General features: G+C 60.7%; 18 protein-coding genes. 7 read left to right on the plus strand and 11 right to left on the minus strand.

Annotation, left to right across the window (positions count from 1 at the left end; genetic code table 11):
- The first annotated feature begins 16 nt into the window (after positions 1-16).
- Genes ACQY1J_RS17045 through moaB form a run of 3 tightly spaced genes read left to right on the plus strand, consistent with a single transcriptional unit; the run spans position 17 to position 3336 of the window.
- Positions 17-1852 carry a tetratricopeptide repeat protein gene (locus ACQY1J_RS17045; protein WP_062453681.1) on the plus strand — a complete coding sequence of 612 codons (1836 nt, stop codon included), beginning with the start codon at positions 17-19 and terminating at the stop codon, positions 1850-1852.
- Between the two features lie 18 nt (positions 1853-1870).
- On the plus strand, positions 1871-2788 hold the full coding sequence (locus tag ACQY1J_RS17050; protein WP_430250395.1) for a 4-(cytidine 5'-diphospho)-2-C-methyl-D-erythritol kinase: 918 nt from the start codon (positions 1871-1873) through the stop codon (positions 2786-2788).
- Entirely contained in the window at positions 2785-3336 is a 552-nt protein-coding gene (gene moaB / locus ACQY1J_RS17055; RefSeq protein WP_430250396.1) for a molybdenum cofactor biosynthesis protein B, read from the plus strand. Before ACQY1J_RS17050 ends, moaB begins: the two co-directional genes overlap by 4 nt.
- Before the next feature lie 9 nt (positions 3337-3345).
- On the opposite strand, the gene ACQY1J_RS17060 is transcribed toward moaB, so the two are convergent.
- Positions 3346-3876: a glycosyl transferase gene (locus tag ACQY1J_RS17060; RefSeq protein ID WP_192076502.1), complete on the minus strand. Its 531-nt coding sequence runs from the start codon at positions 3874-3876 to the stop codon at positions 3346-3348.
- Positions 3877-4006: 130 nt separating this feature from the next.
- Between ACQY1J_RS17060 and ACQY1J_RS17065 the strand changes: the two genes are divergently transcribed.
- Complete coding sequence (locus tag ACQY1J_RS17065; RefSeq protein ID WP_430250397.1) at positions 4007-5164, plus strand: PA0069 family radical SAM protein; 1158 nt, start codon at positions 4007-4009, stop codon at positions 5162-5164.
- 238 nt (positions 5165-5402) lie between these two features.
- On the plus strand, positions 5403-6113 hold the full coding sequence (locus tag ACQY1J_RS17070) for a ribonuclease HII (RefSeq protein WP_184653996.1): 711 nt from the start codon (positions 5403-5405) through the stop codon (positions 6111-6113).
- Positions 6114-6165: 52 nt separating this feature from the next.
- On the opposite strand, the gene ACQY1J_RS17075 is transcribed toward ACQY1J_RS17070, so the two are convergent.
- The 9 genes from ACQY1J_RS17075 to ACQY1J_RS17115 form a co-directional block, all read right to left on the minus strand.
- The gene (locus tag ACQY1J_RS17075) at positions 6166-6651 is read right to left on the minus strand and encodes a F0F1 ATP synthase subunit B (RefSeq protein WP_062453686.1); all 486 of its coding nucleotides are present in this window, start codon (positions 6649-6651) and stop codon (positions 6166-6168) included.
- 4 nt (positions 6652-6655) lie between these two features.
- A complete protein-coding gene (locus ACQY1J_RS17080; RefSeq protein WP_371816117.1) occupies positions 6656-7300 on the minus strand; it encodes a F0F1 ATP synthase subunit B in 645 nt (214 codons plus the stop codon).
- A gap of 80 nt (positions 7301-7380) precedes the next feature.
- Positions 7381-7608 (minus strand): F0F1 ATP synthase subunit C, encoded by a 228-nt coding sequence (locus ACQY1J_RS17085; protein WP_037087706.1) that lies wholly within the window; start codon positions 7606-7608, stop codon positions 7381-7383.
- A gap of 67 nt (positions 7609-7675) precedes the next feature.
- Positions 7676-8428: a F0F1 ATP synthase subunit A gene (locus tag ACQY1J_RS17090; RefSeq protein ID WP_062453688.1), complete on the minus strand. Its 753-nt coding sequence runs from the start codon at positions 8426-8428 to the stop codon at positions 7676-7678.
- A gap of 63 nt (positions 8429-8491) precedes the next feature.
- Positions 8492-8845: an AtpZ/AtpI family protein gene (locus ACQY1J_RS17095; protein ID WP_062579350.1), complete on the minus strand. Its 354-nt coding sequence runs from the start codon at positions 8843-8845 to the stop codon at positions 8492-8494.
- A gap of 243 nt (positions 8846-9088) precedes the next feature.
- Positions 9089-10264 (minus strand): cell wall hydrolase, encoded by a 1176-nt coding sequence (locus tag ACQY1J_RS17100; RefSeq protein WP_092661392.1) that lies wholly within the window; start codon positions 10262-10264, stop codon positions 9089-9091.
- Between the two features lie 251 nt (positions 10265-10515).
- The gene (locus tag ACQY1J_RS17105; protein ID WP_430250398.1) at positions 10516-12417 is read right to left on the minus strand and encodes a potassium transporter Kup; all 1902 of its coding nucleotides are present in this window, start codon (positions 12415-12417) and stop codon (positions 10516-10518) included.
- 272 nt (positions 12418-12689) lie between these two features.
- Complete coding sequence (locus ACQY1J_RS17110) at positions 12690-13856, minus strand: Mrp/NBP35 family ATP-binding protein (protein ID WP_113109564.1); 1167 nt, start codon at positions 13854-13856, stop codon at positions 12690-12692.
- A 379-nt stretch (positions 13857-14235) separates the two neighbouring features.
- Positions 14236-14970 carry a helix-turn-helix transcriptional regulator gene (locus tag ACQY1J_RS17115; RefSeq protein ID WP_062453693.1) on the minus strand — a complete coding sequence of 245 codons (735 nt, stop codon included), beginning with the start codon at positions 14968-14970 and terminating at the stop codon, positions 14236-14238.
- 189 nt (positions 14971-15159) lie between these two features.
- On the opposite strand from ACQY1J_RS17115, the gene ACQY1J_RS17120 reads away from it, so the two are divergent.
- Both ACQY1J_RS17120 and ACQY1J_RS17125 read left to right on the plus strand, forming a co-directional pair.
- Positions 15160-16053, plus strand: coding sequence for an SMP-30/gluconolactonase/LRE family protein (locus tag ACQY1J_RS17120; protein WP_430250399.1), 894 nt, complete (start codon positions 15160-15162; stop codon positions 16051-16053).
- Between the two features lie 227 nt (positions 16054-16280).
- Positions 16281-16889, plus strand: a complete 609-nt coding sequence (locus tag ACQY1J_RS17125; RefSeq protein ID WP_062453695.1) for a PRC-barrel domain-containing protein — start codon at positions 16281-16283, stop codon at positions 16887-16889.
- Positions 16890-16979: 90 nt separating this feature from the next.
- Here ACQY1J_RS17125 and ACQY1J_RS17130 read toward each other — a convergent pair whose 3' ends face one another.
- On the minus strand, positions 16980-19025 hold the full coding sequence (locus tag ACQY1J_RS17130) for an FAD-dependent oxidoreductase (RefSeq protein ID WP_430250400.1): 2046 nt from the start codon (positions 19023-19025) through the stop codon (positions 16980-16982).
- Positions 19026-19065: the final 40 nt, after the last annotated feature.

Raw genomic sequence — 19065 nt, forward strand, 5'->3', positions numbered from 1 at the left:
GAAAGGCATTCTTTTTATGCGGCAGAAATACAGCCTCCGTCTGCTTTCCAGCGCAGCGCTCGCAGCCGTTCTCATGCTCGCCGGTGCAGCGCAAGCGGCGACGCCAGAGGCGAAGCCGGCCGCCGCGGAGAGCGTGAAATTTGATGCCAGCGACGCGCAGTCGTTTTCCGGCGCGTTCCTCGCTGCCCGCACCGCCGATGTCGACCATGATTACGCGAACGCGATTGCGCTCTATCGCAAGGCGCTTTCCTTTGATGCGGCCAACCTTGAAATCCGCGAACGCCTGATGATTTCGCTGTTTCTGAGCGGCGATTTCGAAGGCGGCTTGAGCGAAGCGGAGAGGCTGAAGGACGATGCCGGGGTCGAGCGCATCACCCGCATCGTGCGGGGGCTGGACGCGATCCGCGACAAGCGCTTCGATGCCGCCAAGAAGACGCTTGCCTATACCGGCCCGAACGATCTTGACCGGCTGACCCACCAGATGATGATGGCGTGGGCGGATGTCGGCGCAGGCCGCGGCCGTCAGGCGATCTCGACTATTGCCGGCCTCAAGGGACCCGACTGGTTCAAGGTGTTTACGGACTATCATCTTGGCGCCATGGCGCTGGTTTCCGGCGACACGGCCAGTGCACGCAAATATCTGACCACCGCCATTACCAACCAGGAAGCGGTTGCGACAGCGCCCGATACGTTCATGCGCGCCATCATGGCGCTTGCGCGTCTTGAAGCCGCTGCCGGCAACAAGCAGAAGGCGCTCGACGCGATTTCGGTCGGCGACCAGATGATCAGCAACTATGCGCCACTGAAGGCGCTTCGCCAGAGCATTGAAAAGGGCGAGAAGCCCGAGCAGCAGATCACCAACGCTGCCGAAGGCGCGGCCGGCGTGCTGTTTTCGATCGGCGGCGCGCTGAACCGCCAGGGCGCCGAGGATATGGTCGGTCTCTACCTGCAGATCTCCCATGCGATGGACCCGAAGAGCGCCGATACGCTGATCCTGCTCGGCGGCATTGCCGAGAAGATGGAACAGCCGCAACGCGCCATCGAGCTTTATGCAAAGGTGCCGGCCGACAGCCCGATGCGCCGGATTTCCGAACTGCAGCTGGGCATCACCCTGTCCGATACCGGCAAGGTCGACGAAGCAAAGAGCCATCTGAAGGCGCTGATCGATTCGGATCCGGCCGATATCCGCAGCTATATCGCCTACGGCAGCGTGCTTTCCGAAGCCAAGGACTACAAGGCGATGGCCGCCAATTACGACAAGGCTGTCGAAATGATCGGCTCCGTGCCGAAGCCGGGCGACTGGACCGTGTTCTTCCAGCGCGGCATTTCCTATGAACGCCTGAAGCAGTTCGACAAGGCCGAGCCGAATTTCCGGCGGGCTCTGGAGCTCAACCCCGAGCAGCCGCAGGTTCTGAACTACCTCGGCTATTCGCTTGTCGACCTCAACCTCAACCTTGCCGAAGGCCTCGACATGATCCGCAAGGCAGTCGATGCGCGGCCGGACGATGGCTATATCGTCGATTCGCTGGGATGGGCCTATTTCCGCCTCGGCAAGTTCGATGAAGCCGTGACCGAACTGGAACGCGCGGTACAATTGCGGGCCGGCGATGCGACGATCAACGACCATCTGGGCGATGCCTACTGGCGTGTCGGCCGCAAGCTGGAAGCGGTCTACCAGTGGAACCGGACGCTGATTTCCGAAGGCGAGGACGTCAACAAGGAAATGGTCAAGGAAAAGATCGCCAACGGCCTGCCGCCGCTCGATCCGAACGCGACGACGGCCGATCGCGGCCAGGCAGCACCAGTGCCGCCTGCCCCGCCGGCACCTGCCACTCCCGACAAGAAATCCTGATAAAGCGGGCTTTCCAGCATGACCATATCCGATACGCAAGACGCCGCCAAAGAGGTGGCCCTGACGGAACTTGCGCCTGCGAAGATCAATCTTGGCCTGCATGTCGTGGGGCTTCGCTATGACGGGTTTCACCTGCTGGAAAGCGTCGTCACCTTCGCCGATCTGGGTGACGAGCTGACATTCACGCTCTCGGAAGCGGATGAGTTTTCCGTTTCCGGCCGCTTTGCGTCCGAGCTTTCAAATGACGAGGCGGGCCAGGCAGGCAATCTCGTGGTGAAGGCCCGTGATCTGTTTCGCCAGCAGCTGGTTGCAAACGGCTTTCCGGCGCCTCCCGTTTCGATCCACCTCGAGAAGAAACTACCGATCGCAGCCGGGATCGGAGGCGGATCGGCCGATGCGGCGGCCACGCTTCGCGGCCTGTTCCGGCTGTGGAATGCGGAAATACCGGAAGCAGCCCTTCTGGCGCTTGGCCTTTCGCTGAGTGCCGACGTGCCCATGTGCCTGACGGGGGCTGCCGTTCTGGCCGAGGGGATCGGCGAAAGGCTTGAACCGCTGCCGACCATGCCGTCCCTTTCCCTCGTGCTCGCCAACCCGCTGATCAGCGTCTCGACGCCTGAGATTTTCAAGCTACTGGTGGACAAGGAAAACGCGGCCCTGCCGCCGACGCCGACCGACGCAAGCGGCTGGCTGCCTTACCTGAAAACGCTTCGCAACGACCTGGAGCCGCCAGCTCGCGCGCTCATCCCCGAGATCGAGGAACTCTCCGCGATGATCGCAGCGCAAGGTGCCGAGCTGGTGCGCATGTCCGGATCCGGAGCGACCTGTTTCGGTGTGTTCCCTTCGAAGACAGACGCGGAAGCCGCCGCGCAGGCGCTGACCGCCCTGAAGCCGGACTGGTATTTCGAAGCGGTCGAAACCGTCGGAGCAAAGCCATGAGCAAGATCGTCGAAACGCGCGAGTTCATTCCTATTTCGATCGCGGTACTGACCGTGTCGGATACCCGGACTATGGTGGACGACAAATCTGGCGATACGCTGGTTGCCCGTATCGCGGAGGCCGGTCACAGGCTTGGGGCACGCGCCATCGTGCCCGACGACAAGGACCGTATTGCGGGCCAGGTGCGCGAATGGACGCTCGACCCTGAGATCGACGTGGTCATCACCACCGGAGGAACTGGCTTTACCGGCCGCGACGTGACGCCGGAAGCGCTGGAGCCGCTGTTCGACAAGAAGATGGACGGGTTTTCCGAGGTGTTTCACCGGATTTCCTACGACAAGATCGGCACCTCGACGATCCAGTCGCGGGCAACCGGCGGCGTTGCCAATGCAACCTTCATCTTCGTGCTGCCAGGCTCTCCCGGTGCCTGCAAGGATGCCTGGGACGGCATCCTGAAAGCGCAGCTGGACTACCGCCACATGCCCTGCAACTTCATCGAGATCATGCCGCGGCTGGACGAGCATCTGCGGCGCGGTTCGGGCAAGTAACGGTCTGATTTATCGCGCGGACGCGGCAACCCACGCCGGGATCATCTCGCTCACCAGTCTCGACGGCTTTGCAGCTGACGTCACAGCCTTGGCGACATCCACGAGACCCATGCCGGACTTTGCGAGCGCGACGGCTTCGCGCTTCGGCAGGATCAGCCCCTGCTCGAGCGGCGGGACTGAACGGACGATCCTTGTAAGGAACGGCTTGCGGTAGGTTCGCGAAGGCGAGAACCGCACAGGCTGACGGTTGAGCGCCAGATATTCCATCACCTCGTCGATCCAGCCGGCCTGGAGACGCGCTCCGGGCTCCAGCAGAAGCAGCCATTCGGCGCGCGCCTTGTGCAGGATATCGACGATATCCCAGGAGCTGTGGAAACGGCAGCCGGCTGCATCCGCCACACGGGAAGACCCGTCGCGCGAATTGTGATCGAGCACCACGACATCGCTGACCAACCCCTCCACCGCGGCGGAAACAAGGACGGACAACGTCTGCGCGAGCTCGGCTTCCTGATCCCGGCATTCCAACAAAACAGTCAGCATTTTCAATGTCTAGCGCATTGCACAACGGATTGCCACAAATCCTTTGCGAGTTTGTTCTTGCATTGTTCTCAATGTCGCGATAGGAATCTTGTCATTCGAGAACGGGAATTTTTCCCGTCAGGAGTGCCCCATGAACGAGCTGTCCCATTTGCGGCAGGACGCATTCGCGCCTGCTCATACGGCTGATATTGCCGATGCAATGGTGAAGACCTCCGGCCTCCGGATCGAGGGGGATCGCCGGCGCGGTCGTGGCGCCGGCTTGAACCCTTCCGGGCGCTTCGAGGGGGAGCGTCGCGAGGCTTTCGACGATGGCTGGCAGACGATCGAGGAGCTCGAACCGTTCAGGACCGAGGTGCAGGTGGAAAAGCCGCGCACGGCGATTACCCGCAACGATTCTCCCGATATTCCCTTCGACCGCTCGATCAACCCCTATCGCGGCTGCGAGCATGGCTGCATCTACTGCTTCGCGCGGCCGAGCCACAGTTTCATGGGGCTTTCGCCGGGGCTGGATTTCGAATCGAAACTGTTTGCCAAGCCTGACGTACCGAAGCTTCTGGAGCGCGAACTGAGCAGGGCCGATTACAAGGTCCGGGCGATTGCGATCGGCACCAATACCGATCCCTACCAGCCGATCGAACGGGAATGGCGCGTCATGCGCCAGATCCTGGAGGTACTGCAGAAGGCCAACCATCCCGTAACAATCGTCACCAAATCGTCGCTGGTCACCCGCGACATCGACATTCTTTCCGACATGGCGTCGAAGGGCCTTGCCAAGGTCGCGATATCGCTAACCACCCTCGACCGCAAGCTTGCTCGCAGCATGGAGCCGCGCGCGTCGACGCCCGCCAAACGGCTCGAGGCGATCAAAGCGCTCTCGGACGCTGGCATACCGACAGCTGTGTTTACCTCGCCGATCATTCCGGCGCTGAACGACCACGAGATCGAGCGGCTCCTGGAAGCGGGGCACGCTGCCGGCGCAACGGAGGCGAGTTACGTGCTCTTACGTCTGCCGCTGGAAGTGGCGCCGCTGTTTCGCGACTGGCTGCTGCAGCATTACCCGAACCGCTACCGGCATGTGATGTCGCTCGTTCGTTCGATGCGGGACGGCAAGGATTACGACGCGGAGTTCGGCAAGCGGATGAAGGGCACCGGCCCTTATGCCTGGCAGATCGGGCGGCGCTTCGAGCTGGCGACCAAACGGCTCGGCATGACGCGCCGGGGTATGCCGCTGCGCGACCACCTGTTCCTGCGCCCGGATGGGGCTGGCGTCCAGCTGTCGCTGCTTTGAATTCTATTCGCAGGAGCTCCGTCGCCCCTGCGAAACTGCCTGATGACGTCTCGCAGGGTACAGCGGATATCATTCAGGTCGATTAATTTCTAATTTCGGCACGGTCCCCGCATATCACCTGCCGAAAGACCCCCGGTCCCACCATCATCCCGAAAGGGCGCCCCCGATGGTGGGCAACGACGCCGCACTCGTTGTCCGGGGGTTGCCGGAGGTCGGGCGGGCGTGCGAAACTGCCGCCATGTTGCTTCGCACGCCGCCCGATTCTCCGACTTTGTTTGAAGAGACGCCATTCGTTCCAGATTTCAGCCTGGAGCTGATGGCGCGGGATGCCGGACATTGGCCGGTGGCTGGCACCGACGAGGCAGGCCGCGGTCCCTTGGCGGGTCCGGTTGTGGCAGCCGCCGTGATTCTCGATCCCGACAACATTCCACCCGGTCTCGACGATTCCAAGAAGCTCAGCCTGAAGCAGCGGGAAGCGCTGTTTGCGATGATCATGGCGACGGCGCATGTGTCGATTGCATCGTCTGGTCCGCGCCTCATCGACGAGCGCAACATCCTGCGCGCCAGTCTCGACGCCATGCGGCGTGCGGTGATCGGACTGAATATCAAGCCGGCCTATATCCTCACCGACGGCCGCGACATGCCGCCAGGCCTTTCATGCCCCGGCAAGGCGGTGATCAAGGGTGACAGCCGTTCGGTCTCCATCGCCGCGGCCTCGATCGTGGCGAAAGTCACCCGCGACCGGATGATGGGTCGCGCATGCACCGTTTTTCCGGCCTATGGCTTTGCCAAGCATGTCGGATACGCCACCAAGCAGCACCGCGACGGCATTACGAGCCACGGCCCCTGCCCGCTCCACCGGATGAGCTTTCGTCCGATGCGGAAAGATCCGCTGCCGGAAGACGATCTCGCCGATCTCCAGGCCTCGGACATTACCCTCACCCCATAACGCAAAAGGCCGAGCTTTCGCCCGGCCTTTTCTTAATTCATGTATCTGAAGCTTAGTTCAGGCGCGTTTGAACCGTACCGACGGCGTCTCTGAACAGGGCTTCCTGCGTTGCTGCATCGGCCTTGCGGGCGATGACGCTTTCGGCGGCAGCGATGGCGAGGTCGACGGCGGCGGCGCGAACGGCGCTCACGGCATCGGCTTCCGCCTGCTTGATCTTCTGCTCGGAGACCGCATTGCGGCGGGCGACGAATTCTTCCGTCTTCTGGCGGGCTTCTTCCGTCAGGGCAGCGGCTTCGCGCTCGGCGGAGGCGACGATGCTGGCAGCGTCGGCTTCGGCCTGCTTGCGCTTCTTCTGGTATTCAGCCAGCAGCGCCTGGGCTTCTTCGCGAAGCTTCTTGGCTTCGTCGAGTTCGCTGCGGATGTTGGCGGCGCGTTCGTCGAGCGACTTTGCCATCATGCCCGGCACCTTGATGTAGATCAGGATGCCGAGGAAAATGACGAGACCAACGAGTGCGAAAAATGTTGCGTCGAATGCCATGCGATCAGGCCCCCGTCTTGGCGGCCGCGACGGCAGCCTTGATGTCATCGCCGCTTGCCTTGCCGCCGATCATGAGATCGACGATGGCGGATGCGGTCTCTTCGGCGATCTGGCCGACTTCAGCAAAAGCCTTGTCCTTGATCTCGCCGATGCGGGTTTCTGCTGCACTGAGCTTTGCGGCCAGTTCGGCTTCGATGGCGCTACGGTCGGCAGCAGCCTTCGTCTTGGCGGCTTCGCGGGCCGCTTCGGCAATGCCGTGCGACTTGGCGCGGGCGGCGGCCAGTTCCTTTTCATAGGTCTCGACGGCAGCATCGGCTTCCGCCTTGGCGCGGCCGGCTTCCTCGAGATCCTTGGCGATACGATCGTGACGATCCTCGATGATTCCGCCAACGCGCGGAACGATCACCTTCTTCATGAGAAGGTAGAAGAGACCGAACGTGATGACGAGCCAGAGAAGCTGCGACGCGAAATGGGATGAGTCGAGCGGCGGAAACGCGCCACTGTGCTCAGTGTCGTGGGCGACACCGGTTTCGGTATGCACTTCGCCAGCCGGAGCAGCATGCGGTTCGGCCGCCGGTGCGGCGCCCGGTGCTGCAGGCGTTTCAGGAGCGGCCGGCGCGGTCTGCGCATATGCCGAAGTCACGAACATCATCACCTCCGGGTGAATTCCAAATGCGAAGGATCACGGTGCGCTTTGAAACGACCGTGATCCGAAGTCCAGGTCTGGTATTAGACCACGAACAGGAGAAGGAGAGCTACGAGCAGCGAAAAGATGCCCAGAGCTTCCGTAACGGCGAAACCGAATACCAGACGGCCGAACTGGCTGTCAGCGGCAGACGGGTTGCGCAGGGCGCCCGACAGGTAGCTGCCGAAGATGTTGCCGAGGCCGAGGGCCGTGCCGGCCATGCCAAAGCAAGCCAGACCTGCGCCGATGAACTTTGCTGCTTCCGCTTCCATGATGAACTCCTTGAATGGGTTTGCGGCTGATGACTGACGCCTCAGGACGCCAATTTGGTAGTTATTCTTAGTGCCCGCCGGGATGGACCGCGTCGTTCAGGTACATGCATGTGAGTACCGCGAAGACATAGGCCTGGAGGAAGGCAACGAGGAATTCGAGACCGGTCAGGGCGACCGTCATGGCGAGCGGCAGGATGGCGCCGCCGATGCCGAGTGCGCCGAGTGCTCCAAGCGAGCTGACAAAGCCCGCGAACACTTTCAGCGTGATGTGGCCGGCCAGCATGTTCGCGAAAAGACGAACGGAGAGCGAAATCGGCCGGGACAGGAAGGAGATGACTTCGATCACGACGACCAGCGGCAGAAGCGCGCCGGGAACACCGCTTGGCACGAACAGCTGAAGAAAGCCGAGGCCGTGCTTGTAGAAGCCGTAGACGATGACCGTGCCAACCACCAGAAGCGCGAGCGCAAAGGTAACGATGATCTGGCTGGTGACGGTGAAGAAGTAAGGGAACATGCCGAGCAGGTTTGCCGTAAGCACGAACATGAACAGCGAGAAGACCAGCGGGAAGAACTTCATGCCATGGCTGCCGGCGCCTTCGCGCAGCATGTTGGCAATGAACTGGTAGGACATTTCGGCGACCGACTGCGCGCGGCCCGGGATCAGGCTGCGGGCGGACGATGCGAAATACAGGAAGCCGGCTGCGCAGGCGACCGTAGCAGTCATGAACAGCGATGCATTGGTAAAGGATAGGTCGATACCGCCGATCTCGATCGGGACGATCTTGCTGATCTGGAACTGATGGATCGGATCGTTTGCCACCGCTTACCCTCTTTCATATGCCGCCATGCCGGCGGCTCAATTCGTGTTGCGAAACCGAGCATGTTAGTGCCCTGCCCCGTCCCCGCTGCCTTTTTTCCGCAAGGGCGGCGGCTCGGCCACCTTGCCCACGGATCGAAGCACGTTCAGAACACCGGCGCAGAAACCAAGAAGGAGAAGAATTATCATCCCCCACGGCGACGTGCCGGCATAGTAATCCAGTCCATAGCCCAGAATGGCGCCGACTGCGACAGCCGAGATGAATTCGGAGGAAATCTTGAAGCCGAGGGCCATGCCCTTTCGACTTTCTTCAGATTGCGCTTCCCGCTTCGCCTCTACCGCGTCACCAGCCTTCCGATCCGCCAATTGTGCGGACAGACGCTTTCGGCGTTCTTCCAGACCATCCTCGCGGTTGTCCATCCCTCACGTCCTCCCATCCGCCCTTGTTCGGAGCGGACCAACCGCAACAGCAGCCAGCGGGGTTTCGCGCCTTCCGGCCCGCTTCTAAGTCGCGCGCAACATAGTTTTGAGAGGACTTATAGTCAAGGCGGTGCCGGGCCTTGATTCAGGGGAAATTAACGGCTCGATTTCAAGCGGTTATCGCTGAATTCCCGGCAACATGGCAAAACCTTCGCGGGAATATTCACAGATCGGCCGGGTTTATCAGCTCCAACCACCACCATAGGTACGGTAAAACACGTGCAGACCGATGCGTCCGACCTTTTTCATGGTCTTTGCCCAGTTCGGACGCACGTAGACCGCGTGGTAGTGAGTGGCCGAGCCGACTTCCGGCAACCAGATCTTGCCGGCGGTCACCGCCATCGCTACTTCCTGGGCTGTTTCGAAATGATCCGGCGCGCGGATTCGATCCGGAATGTTGTCGCAGGCGAAGGAGAACTGGCAGCGGTTGCGCCAGTCTTCGTTCTGATAGACGACGTCGCAGATGCTTTTCGGATAGTGCGGATTGCGGACGCGGTTGAGAATAACCTGTGCGACCGCTGCCTGGCCACGCACTTCTTCTCCGCGCGCTTCAAAATAGATTCCGGCGGCCAGGCATTGCTGCTGCTTGGGCGAAAACGATTCTTCCGGCAGCGCTGTTGCTGCCCAGGCGTGGTCTTCCGGGCCGATCGGCGGAATGAAGCGGCCGGTTTCGGGCTTTGCACCGAGGATCGCATCGAAGGGTGACTTGCGTGAGAAGTCGGGCTTGGCCGGTGCATAGGCGGTTGCCAGCACATCGGCCTTTTCGTTGGTGATGAGATCGGCGAGCATCGAAGGAAGACCGGGCTCCTTTACCTCGTCCTTGCGGAAATAGAATTCGGCGAGCTCGACCGGCTGGTCGTCGGCTTCGGCTTTGACGAAGGCGGTCATTTCATCGCTGGCATCCACAGGCGTGGTCAACGAGCTGGAACGCTCGAGGATCGACCCGGCCGAAAAGGCCTTCGGCGGCTGCATCTGTTCCACGGCTACGATCCGGCTCTTCTTTTCCGCGCGGTTGACGCGGTCTTCGTCCGGCGTGTCCTCACCTGACTTCTCGCTGCCGGTGAATGCAACGCGGCGACCGTCGGGCAGCGTCATGCCGGCATCGCCGCCGAGCACGGAACCGCCACCCGGAAAGGCAAGCGATGCGTTATGAATCGAACCGGCCGGCGAGTTGGTCATGACCATGCGCCACTGGTCGCGGCCGCGATCGATGCCGGAGAGGAGATCGGTGAGATCGCCTTGTGCGGGAACGGCTGGAAACACCAGCCAGGCAGCAAGTCCGAGGACGCCAGGCGCCAGCCAGATATCGCGGCGCGACAGGGCGCGGTGCAAAAGAGACTTCGTCCGAGCCGCCGGCATGGCCACTTTAGAGGACTTTCGACGCTGTACGGTCTTCGAACGCAAAACCGGCTACTCCACAAGGCAGGTCAACCAGGGACCTCAATGACTGATCGATGGGTCAAACATCAATCATTAACCTTGATGAGCAGTTAACGCTTATAGACAGAATCCCTTGTAACGCTGGGATTTGGGCATTTTCACTTAAACGTCAGAGGCTCGTGTCCGAAATGCCACGCGGGTTTTGGGCGACCTCTCCGTCACCCTTCCCGTCAGATGATGACGTGCGAACCCAGTTCGACGACGCGGTTGGCCGGCAGGTGGAAATAGTCGGACGGGTCGGTTGCGGCGTTGGCGAGCGCGATAAACAGCCGGTCCTGCCACATGGGCATGCCGGAGGCTGCGTCCGGTACCAGCTTGCGTCGGCCGAGATAGAACGACGTCGACATGATATCGAACTTGAAGCCGGTCTTTCTCAAATAGGCAAGCGACTGCGAGACATTGTGGGATTGCATGAAGCCGAAGCGCAGTTCGATGACCGTGAACCGTTCCGACAGCTTCTCGACCCGGTAGCGGTCCTCGATCGAGACGCGCGGCTTGTTGACCGTGATGATGGTCAGGATGACGTTCTTCGCATGCAGCACGTGATTGTGCTTGATGTTGTGCAGCAAGGCCGCGGGTGCCGTCTGCGGATCACCGGTCAGGAAGATGGCGACGCCGGGCACGGACACCGGAGCATGATCGCTTTTCTTTTCCACCATGGGGATAAAGGTCTGCAGCGGTACATCGATGCGGCGGGTCTTTTCGAACAGGATCGCAGCACCCCGCTTCCAGGTCCACATGACGACGGTAAAGCCGATCGCCATCATGACCGGCACCCAGCCGCCATCATGAATCTTCAAAAGATTGGCGCCCAGGAAAACGAATTCGAGCAGCAGAAGCGGCGCGAGCACAAGGGTTGCCAGCACACGCGGCCAGCGCCATCTCAGCCGAACGAACTCGAACGCCATCAGCGTCGTCACCACCATGGCGCCGGTCACCGAGATTCCGTAGGCGGTGGCCAGAGCATCGGAGCTCTCGAAACCAAGAACCAGCGCGATGACGCCGACCAGAAGCAGCGTGTTGACGCCCGGCAGGAAGATCTGGCCGGTATTGGTTTCCGAGGTGAACAGGATCTGCATGCGCGGCAGATAGCCGAGATGGATCGCCTGGCGCACCAGCGAGAAGGCGCCGGTAATGACAGCCTGGCTTGCGATGATGGTGGCGCAGGTGGCGAGAATGATCACGGGAACGAGCGCCCATTGCGGGAACATCAGATAGAACGGATCGCTCATCGCTTCGGGGTGGCTCAGCACCATGGCGCCCTGACCGAGATAATTCAGCGTCAGTGCCGGAAATACCAAAACGAACCAAGCCCACTGGATGGGACGGCGACCGAAATGGCCGAGATCAGCATAAAGTGCTTCCGCGCCGGTCACCGTCAGAAAGACGGCGCCGAGAACGACGACGCCGGCAAAGCCTTCTTCGCTCATGAACTGGAAGGCATGCAATGGATTGAAAGCGGCCAGAATGCTGAGGTCGTCGAAAATATGCACCAGGCCGATGCCGCCCATCACGAGAAACCAGACGGCGGTGATCGGTCCGAAGAACTTCGCCACCATGCCGGTGCCCTTCGACTGGATGGCAAACAGCGCAACCAGGATGGCAATCGAAATCGGCAGAACGGCGCTTTCGAAATGCGGTGATACGTATTTCAGGCCTTCCACCGCAGACAGGACCGACAGCGCCGGCGTGATCATCGCATCGCCCAGAAACAGCGCGGCGCCGATCAGTCCGAGCAGCATCAGGACAGCCCGATTACCGCACGCGCCTTTGGTCATGAGCGCCAGAAGCGACAGCGTGCCGCCCTCGCCATCGTTATCGGCACGCAGGAGAAACAGAACGTATTTGAAGGTGACGATGATAGTCAGCGTCCAGATCATCAACGAGATGAGGCTGATGATTTCCATCTGCGTGACGCCGTCATGGGCGACGGGCTTCAACGCCTCGCGAAAGGCATAGAGCGGACTCGTGCCGATATCGCCATAGACGACACCGACCGAGCCGAGCGCAAGCGCGAACAGCCCATGTCCTTTGGTTTTCTCGGCGGCACTATGTTCTGCTGGGTGGCCCATTCGGCATCTGGCGTTCGAGCCAGCCTTTCAACGGAAAAATGCGGATACTTCGCTCCGCCCGCGAAGAGCAAGGAAGCGCCCTCCGGCGGGAGGCGCCTATAAAGACAGCAATTGCACAAGGCAAGGGCTGCAACTGCATGCTTTCACTATCGCCGCAGACGTCTAGCGGCGATGTTTAACAATTTCGAAACGAAAAGAGAGGCGATTTCAGAGTATTGACCGCCACTGACCGTGTATTCCTGCTCGGGAGACCGTCCAAACCCGAATAGGTTCTATTCGAAAACGATGGCAGGCGCCTTGCGCAGCGGCTTGCCCTTAATCTCTGCCCAGGCCTTGGATGCAATCTCCCGGTAAACGGCGGCGGATGCACTGTCCGGGTCGGAAACGACAACCGGCGTGCCCGCGTCGGAGCGTTCGCGGATGTCCATCGTCAAAGGGATTTCGCCGAGGAAGGGAACGCCGATGCGCTCGGCTTCCGACTTTGCGCCACCATGGCCGAAGATGTCGTAGCGGGTGCCCGTATCGGGAGCGAGGAAGTAGCTCATGTTCTCGATGATGCCGAGGATGGGTATCTCGACCTTGCCGAACATGGCGATGGCCTTGCGGGCGTCGATCAGGGCGAGATCCTGCGGGGTCGAGACGATCACGGCACCGGCGAGCGGCACCTGCTGGGCGAGCGTGAGTTGCACGTCGCCGGTTCCAGGCGGCATGTCGATCACGAGAATATCGAGCTCGCCCCAGCCGACTTCGCGCAGCATCTGCAGCAGTGCCGACTGGATCATCGGGCCGCGCCAGATCATCGCGGTGCCCTCCTCGACCAAGAAGCCGATCGACATCGCCTTCAGACCATAGTTCTGCATCGGGGCGATCTTCCGGTCTTCAAGCTGCTGCGGCTTGCCGGAGATGTTGAGGAGACGCGGGATGGACGGGCCGTAGATATCCGCATCGAGAATGCCGACCTTGAGACCGTTGGCTTGGAAACCCAGCGCCAGATTGACTGCTGTCGTCGATTTGCCAACGCCACCCTTGCCGGACGCCACCGCGATAATGGCACCCACGCCCGGAACGCCGGCTTTCGGTGCGGGCTGTCTCGGCCCGGGTGTGGCGGGGGGGTGCGGATGCGCGTGACCGGCGGCAGGTGCTTGCGGCTTTGGCGGAGGTGCCGTCTTCGCAGGTGCCGTTCCAGCTCTGCGATCGGCCGTCAGCGTAACCAGCGCGCCGTTGACGCCCTGCATCGCGGCGACCGTCCGTTCGGCGGCCATGCGCAGCGGCTCGAGTTCGGTTGCGCGATCGGCCGGCACCGTAATCGAGAAATAGACCTTCTTGTCGGAGATAAAGACGTCGGAGACCATTCCGCGAGAGACGATATCACCCTCGAGGTCGGGTCCGCGAACCTTCGCGAGAACCGCCAGAACCTGTTCCTTGGTGACGTCGGACATTGCCTGCTCCTGATAGCGATCTCGACACAAACTGCCCGCGCCGGATCCAAGGCTTATATAGGAAGTGTCACCGGTCTCGAGCAAGACGCTTCGTTGAAACGCCCCACTTCAGAAAAAAGAAAGCCGCTACCCGGATGGCAGCCAGACGGCGCCCCGGATAGCGGCTTGTTTTTATCGCGCCTCTTGGGACGCTTTCAGCCCCCTCTGGACCTGCCCGTAAACAAGCACGAACCATGCCAGACCGTAATGCGGATGTTTACGTAGTCGAAACAGGGTGTTAGGGACAGGCAACTCGAGAGCGTTGGGAATTTGCCCAGTGAACGATCAATTGACCGCGTAGAAAACAGAGGCGTTGATCAAATAATGATCGCCCGCATCGTTACTTGATGATGCCGGATCGCAACGCCTTGGCAACCGCCTGGGTGCGGTTGACGGTATCGAGCTTGCGGGCCGTGCGGTTGAGATAATGATTTACGGTGTGCTCGGAGAGTCCAAGGATTTCGGCAATTTCCGCGCTGGTCTTACCCGCAGCCGTCCAGTTCAGGCAATCGACTTCGCGTTCGGTCAGGACATCGTTGGTCTTGACGTCGAGGCTGCGGATCTGCGCCAGCTGTTCATAGACGTGAACCGAGAGATAATGCAGTTCCATCATCTGCTGCTGGTCAAATGTCTTGCCCGTACCGCCGAAGCAAACGGCGCCGCGATTGCCGAGCCGGTCATGGACGGGGAAACAGGCGCCGCGCTGGATGCCGAACCCGGAAAAGATCTGCGTGACCTCGTCGCTCGAATTGATCACGCCGCGATCGCTCGAGAGATCGAAGACGAAGGGCGTCGTGAACTTGCGCAGATGTGCAAGGCCGGAGCTGGTCTGCATCAGACCGCTTTTGTCGAACTGCGACATCAGCTCTGCCGGCCAATTGGTAACGACGGTATTTTCGGACAGTTCGCGCGACGTGATCGACGGAAGGTTGAGAACCATGAAGGTGCGACAGTTATAATACTGCGTCACTCGCTTCAGGAACCGGATGACATCGAACTGGGTCTGCAGGGTGGCGATTTCGGCGACACTGCCGTCGAGAAAGGACATCTCTTCGGCTTTTTCGGTCTTAGACATATACTGCTTCTTGCTCCGACCAGACCTTACGCACGCAAACGTCACCACGTGATGGTGATAGGTTCTCGCATTTGCGAATCTTGTCGCATGGTTTCAGGAATTTGTCAGGGAAAATCTGATGACGCGGCTAGCCATCGCGGCGGTTCGCGTTAATTCTGCAACGAACAGAAGCTTCTGCGGAGGATGCCCGTGACCACAGCCGATTTTGTCTCTCACCCGTTCCAGGGTAGCGTATTGTCCTCGACGCCTTGTGAACTTGGCGAAGGAGCCAGCTTCGATGCGGATACCGGGACGATCTGGTGGTTCAGCATTCTCGAAAAGCAGCTTCGCTCGCTCGACATCAACACCGGCAAAGAATCTGTGCAGATCCTCCCCATAATGGGAAGCGTTCTCGTGCCGGTCGACGCCGAGCGGCAGCTGATCGCCTCCGATCAAGGGCTCTTCATACGGGATCGCGCCACCGGCGAACTGACCCTGCACTGCGACCTCGAGAAGGACAAGCCGGACAACCGCTCCAACGACGGCCGGCTGCACCCTTCCGGCGCGCTGTGGATCGGCACGATGGGGCGCACCGCTGCGGAAGGCGCGGGTGCGATCTATCATGTCGTGGGCGGCAAGGTCACGACGCTGTTTGACAAGATGAGCATTCCGAATGCGATCTGCTTTTCGCCGGACGGAAGCATCGGCTATTATGTCGACACGCGCATCAACCACCTCATGCGTGTCGACATTGATCCATTGACCGGGCTCCCGACGTCAAAACCCACCCTCTTCATCGATGGCAGCGGCAGCCCCGGTGGAATGGATGGCGCGATCTGCGATCAGGACGGCACGATCTGGAACGCCCGCTGGGGTGAAGGTGCGGTCGACCATTATGGTCTGGACGGTGTCCTTCTCGCGCGTTTCGAAGTGCCCGCCAAGAGAACGACCTGCCCTGTCGTGATCGGAAATGGGCGCTTGGCTGTCACATCAGCCTGGGAGGGAATGGACCAGGACGCCCGTACCTCCGATCCGCTGGCGGGAGCGTTGTTCGAACTCGCCGTTCCAGTCACGCTTGGTCGGGAACCCCGATACTCGGCCTGACTTTAAGGATCTATATTCTCGCTGATAAAGCCCCAAACCCGCCAAGTGCTGAAACGTTCCGCAGTTTCTGCCTAATAAAACGGCACGGAAATGCGGAACCAAACCGGCGTTTCGGCCATTTCCCTACCGAAGCCAAGCAGAACGAATGCGTCCTTCTTGGTCGAGACGGCCCTTCAATCCGAGAAGCCGTCCTTCATGACGAATTAGATGGAAAAGGTAGGAACACGATGAAAAAGACTCTCAGCACGATCGCCGCAGCAGCCGTTCTCATGGCGTCCACCACACTTGCACCGGCTTTTGCCCAGACGGCACAGCCTGCTCCGGCGACACCGGCAGCACCTTCGGCACCGGCCGATACCACGACAACGACCCCGGCTGCACCAGCAGGTGGCATGGCTACCACTGCAGACGGCAATTACCTGACCGAACAGGCGACCACCCAGGTCAGCGCCAACGATTATATCGGCAAGTCGATCTACAATTCGGCTAACGAAAGCATCGGTGACGTCAACGACCTACTGTTTGAAGAAAACGGCGGACTCGTTGCAGCAGTTGTCGGCGTCGGCGGCTTCCTCGGCATCGGCGAAAAGGATGTAGCTCTTCCGATCAGCAAGCTGACGCTCACCCGCGACGCACAGAACAACAACGAAGTGCGTCTGTCGACCACCGAAACGGCCGAAGCGCTGAAGTCTGCTCCAGAGTTCAAGACACTGGACGACAAGCAGGCAGCATCCGACACGTCGACCACGTCGTCCACGATGAACCCGGCTCCGGGCACCCCGGCAGCACCGGCTGAAAATGGCGCCACAACTCCGTCGACGGCTCCTAAGAACTAATCTTAGGGACCTGGAACGGGCTACACGCCACGTGACAGACGATTGAATGGAAGAGGCGGCATTGATAATGCCGCCTTTTTCGTGCGCGGTTTACAAAAGCGAGCAGTATCGCAGCGCATCGTAGATTGCTGCATGGACATTGCGGCTTGCCACAGCGTCGCCGATCCTCACGAGATCGAAAGCGGCATTGGGGTTCTTCGGCAGCAGCGGTGCTTTTCTGTTAATCAGCATCGCGTAATCCACGGCGCCAAGATTGCGCGAGAGCGGCTTCAGCTCGAAATAGAGATCCGCGTTCGCGGCCGTGCCATGCTCGACCACGACCTGTGCGACACGCCTTTCCTCGACCACATCCCTTGCGTAATCGGATCCGAGGCTTGCCACCAATGCATTGCCGTCACGCCGCACCGACTTCAACCGCGTGTTGATCGTCACGCGGACACCCTTCTCGGCAAAAATCCGTGCGTAGGGGACATGGTTCATGCCCCCCATCTCAGGTGCGAAGAAGCGTTCGGGGGAGACAAGCTCGAGATCCGCGCCTGATGTGGCGATGACTTCGGCGGCACTCATACCCGGATGGCCGCCATTGTCATCGAACAGCAGAACCGGGCCTGCGGGTTTGGCAGATCCGGCGAGAATATCCCAGCTGGAGGTCAGAAGCTCTTCGCCCGCCTCAAGTTGCGGCGACTGCGGTATGCCGCCGGTTGCGACGACGACGAGGTCGGGCTCGAGTTCGAGGACATCGTCGGCGCCGGCAAACACGTCGTAGCGGATCTCGACACCCAACCGCTCAAGCTCCGCCAGCCGCCAGTCGATGATGCCGATCATTTCGCGGCGGCGCGGATTGCGAACCAGAAGATTGATCTGACCACCCGCCTCCCCCGTTGCCTCGAGCACGGTGACTGCGTGGCCGCGCTCTGCCAGCACGCGGGCCGCCTCGAGCCCGGCAGGACCGGCACCGATCACGACGGCCCTTCGGACAGCTGCCGCCTTTTCGATCACATGCGGCAGCAAGGCTTCGCGCCCCGTCGCCGCATTGTGGATACAAAGAGCCTCTCCTCCCTCGTAGATGCGATCCAGACAGTAGGTCGCACCGACGCAGGGGCGAATGGTCGCCTCCTTGCCACTTGCTACCTTGTTCGCGATATGCGGATCGGCAATGTGGGCACGGGTCATGCCGACCATGTCGAGCTTGCCTTCGGCGACCGCATGCCGGGCCGTTGCAACATCGGCGATACGGGCCGCATGAAAGACCGGGAATTTCGTCGCCTTCCTGACATCGCCGACAAAGTCGAGATGCGGCGAGGATCGCATGCCCTGGATCGGGATAACCTCGTTCAGATCCGCATCGTGATCGATATGGCCGCGGATGACGTTCAGGAAGTCGATGCCGCCCGACGCCACCAGCCGGCGGGAGATCTCGATCCCCTCTTCGCGGGAAAACCCCTTGTCCCAGTTCTCGTCGGCAACCAAGCGGATGCCGACGATGAAATCCGGACCGACGGATTTGCGCACCGCATCGATCACCATGGTCGAGAACCGCATGCGGTTTTCGAGCGATCCGCCGAACGCATCGTCGCGGTGGTTGGTGGCGGGCGACCAGAACTGGTCGATCAGGTGGCCATAGGCTTCGATCTCGATACCATCGAGACCGGCGGCCTGCATGCGGCAGGCGGCATCGGCGTAGTCTGCGACGATGCGCTCGATATCCCAGTCCTCGATTTCCTTCGGGAAGGCGCGGTGGGCGGGTTCGCGAATGGGAGATGGCGCCAGCACAGGAAGCCAGGCGCCTTTGTTCCATCCGGTCCGGCGCCCGAGATGGGTGAGCTGGATCATCACCGCCGTGCCGTATTCATGACAGTCATCGGTGAGCTTCTTCAGCCACGGCACGATGTCGTCGCGATAGGCGTGCAGGTTGCCGAATGCGGGTGGACTGTCCTGCGAGACGATCGCGGAACCTGCGGTCATGGTGAGCGCGATGCCGCCCTTTGCCTTTTCGAGATGGTAGAGCCTGTAACGATCCTTCGGCATGCCGTCTTCGGAATAGGCCGGTTCGTGAGCCGTCGACATGAAGCGGTTCTTGAGGGTGAGATGCTTCAGCTGAAACGGCTGCAGAAGGGGATCGTTTGAAACGGACATGGTGATCTCGCAATGCGGCTTGCAAAACCACATCATCGCG

The organism is Neorhizobium sp. DAR64860/K0K1, from assembly GCF_050500205.1.
GTDB classification, from domain to species: Bacteria; Pseudomonadota; Alphaproteobacteria; order Rhizobiales; family Rhizobiaceae; genus Neorhizobium; species Neorhizobium soli.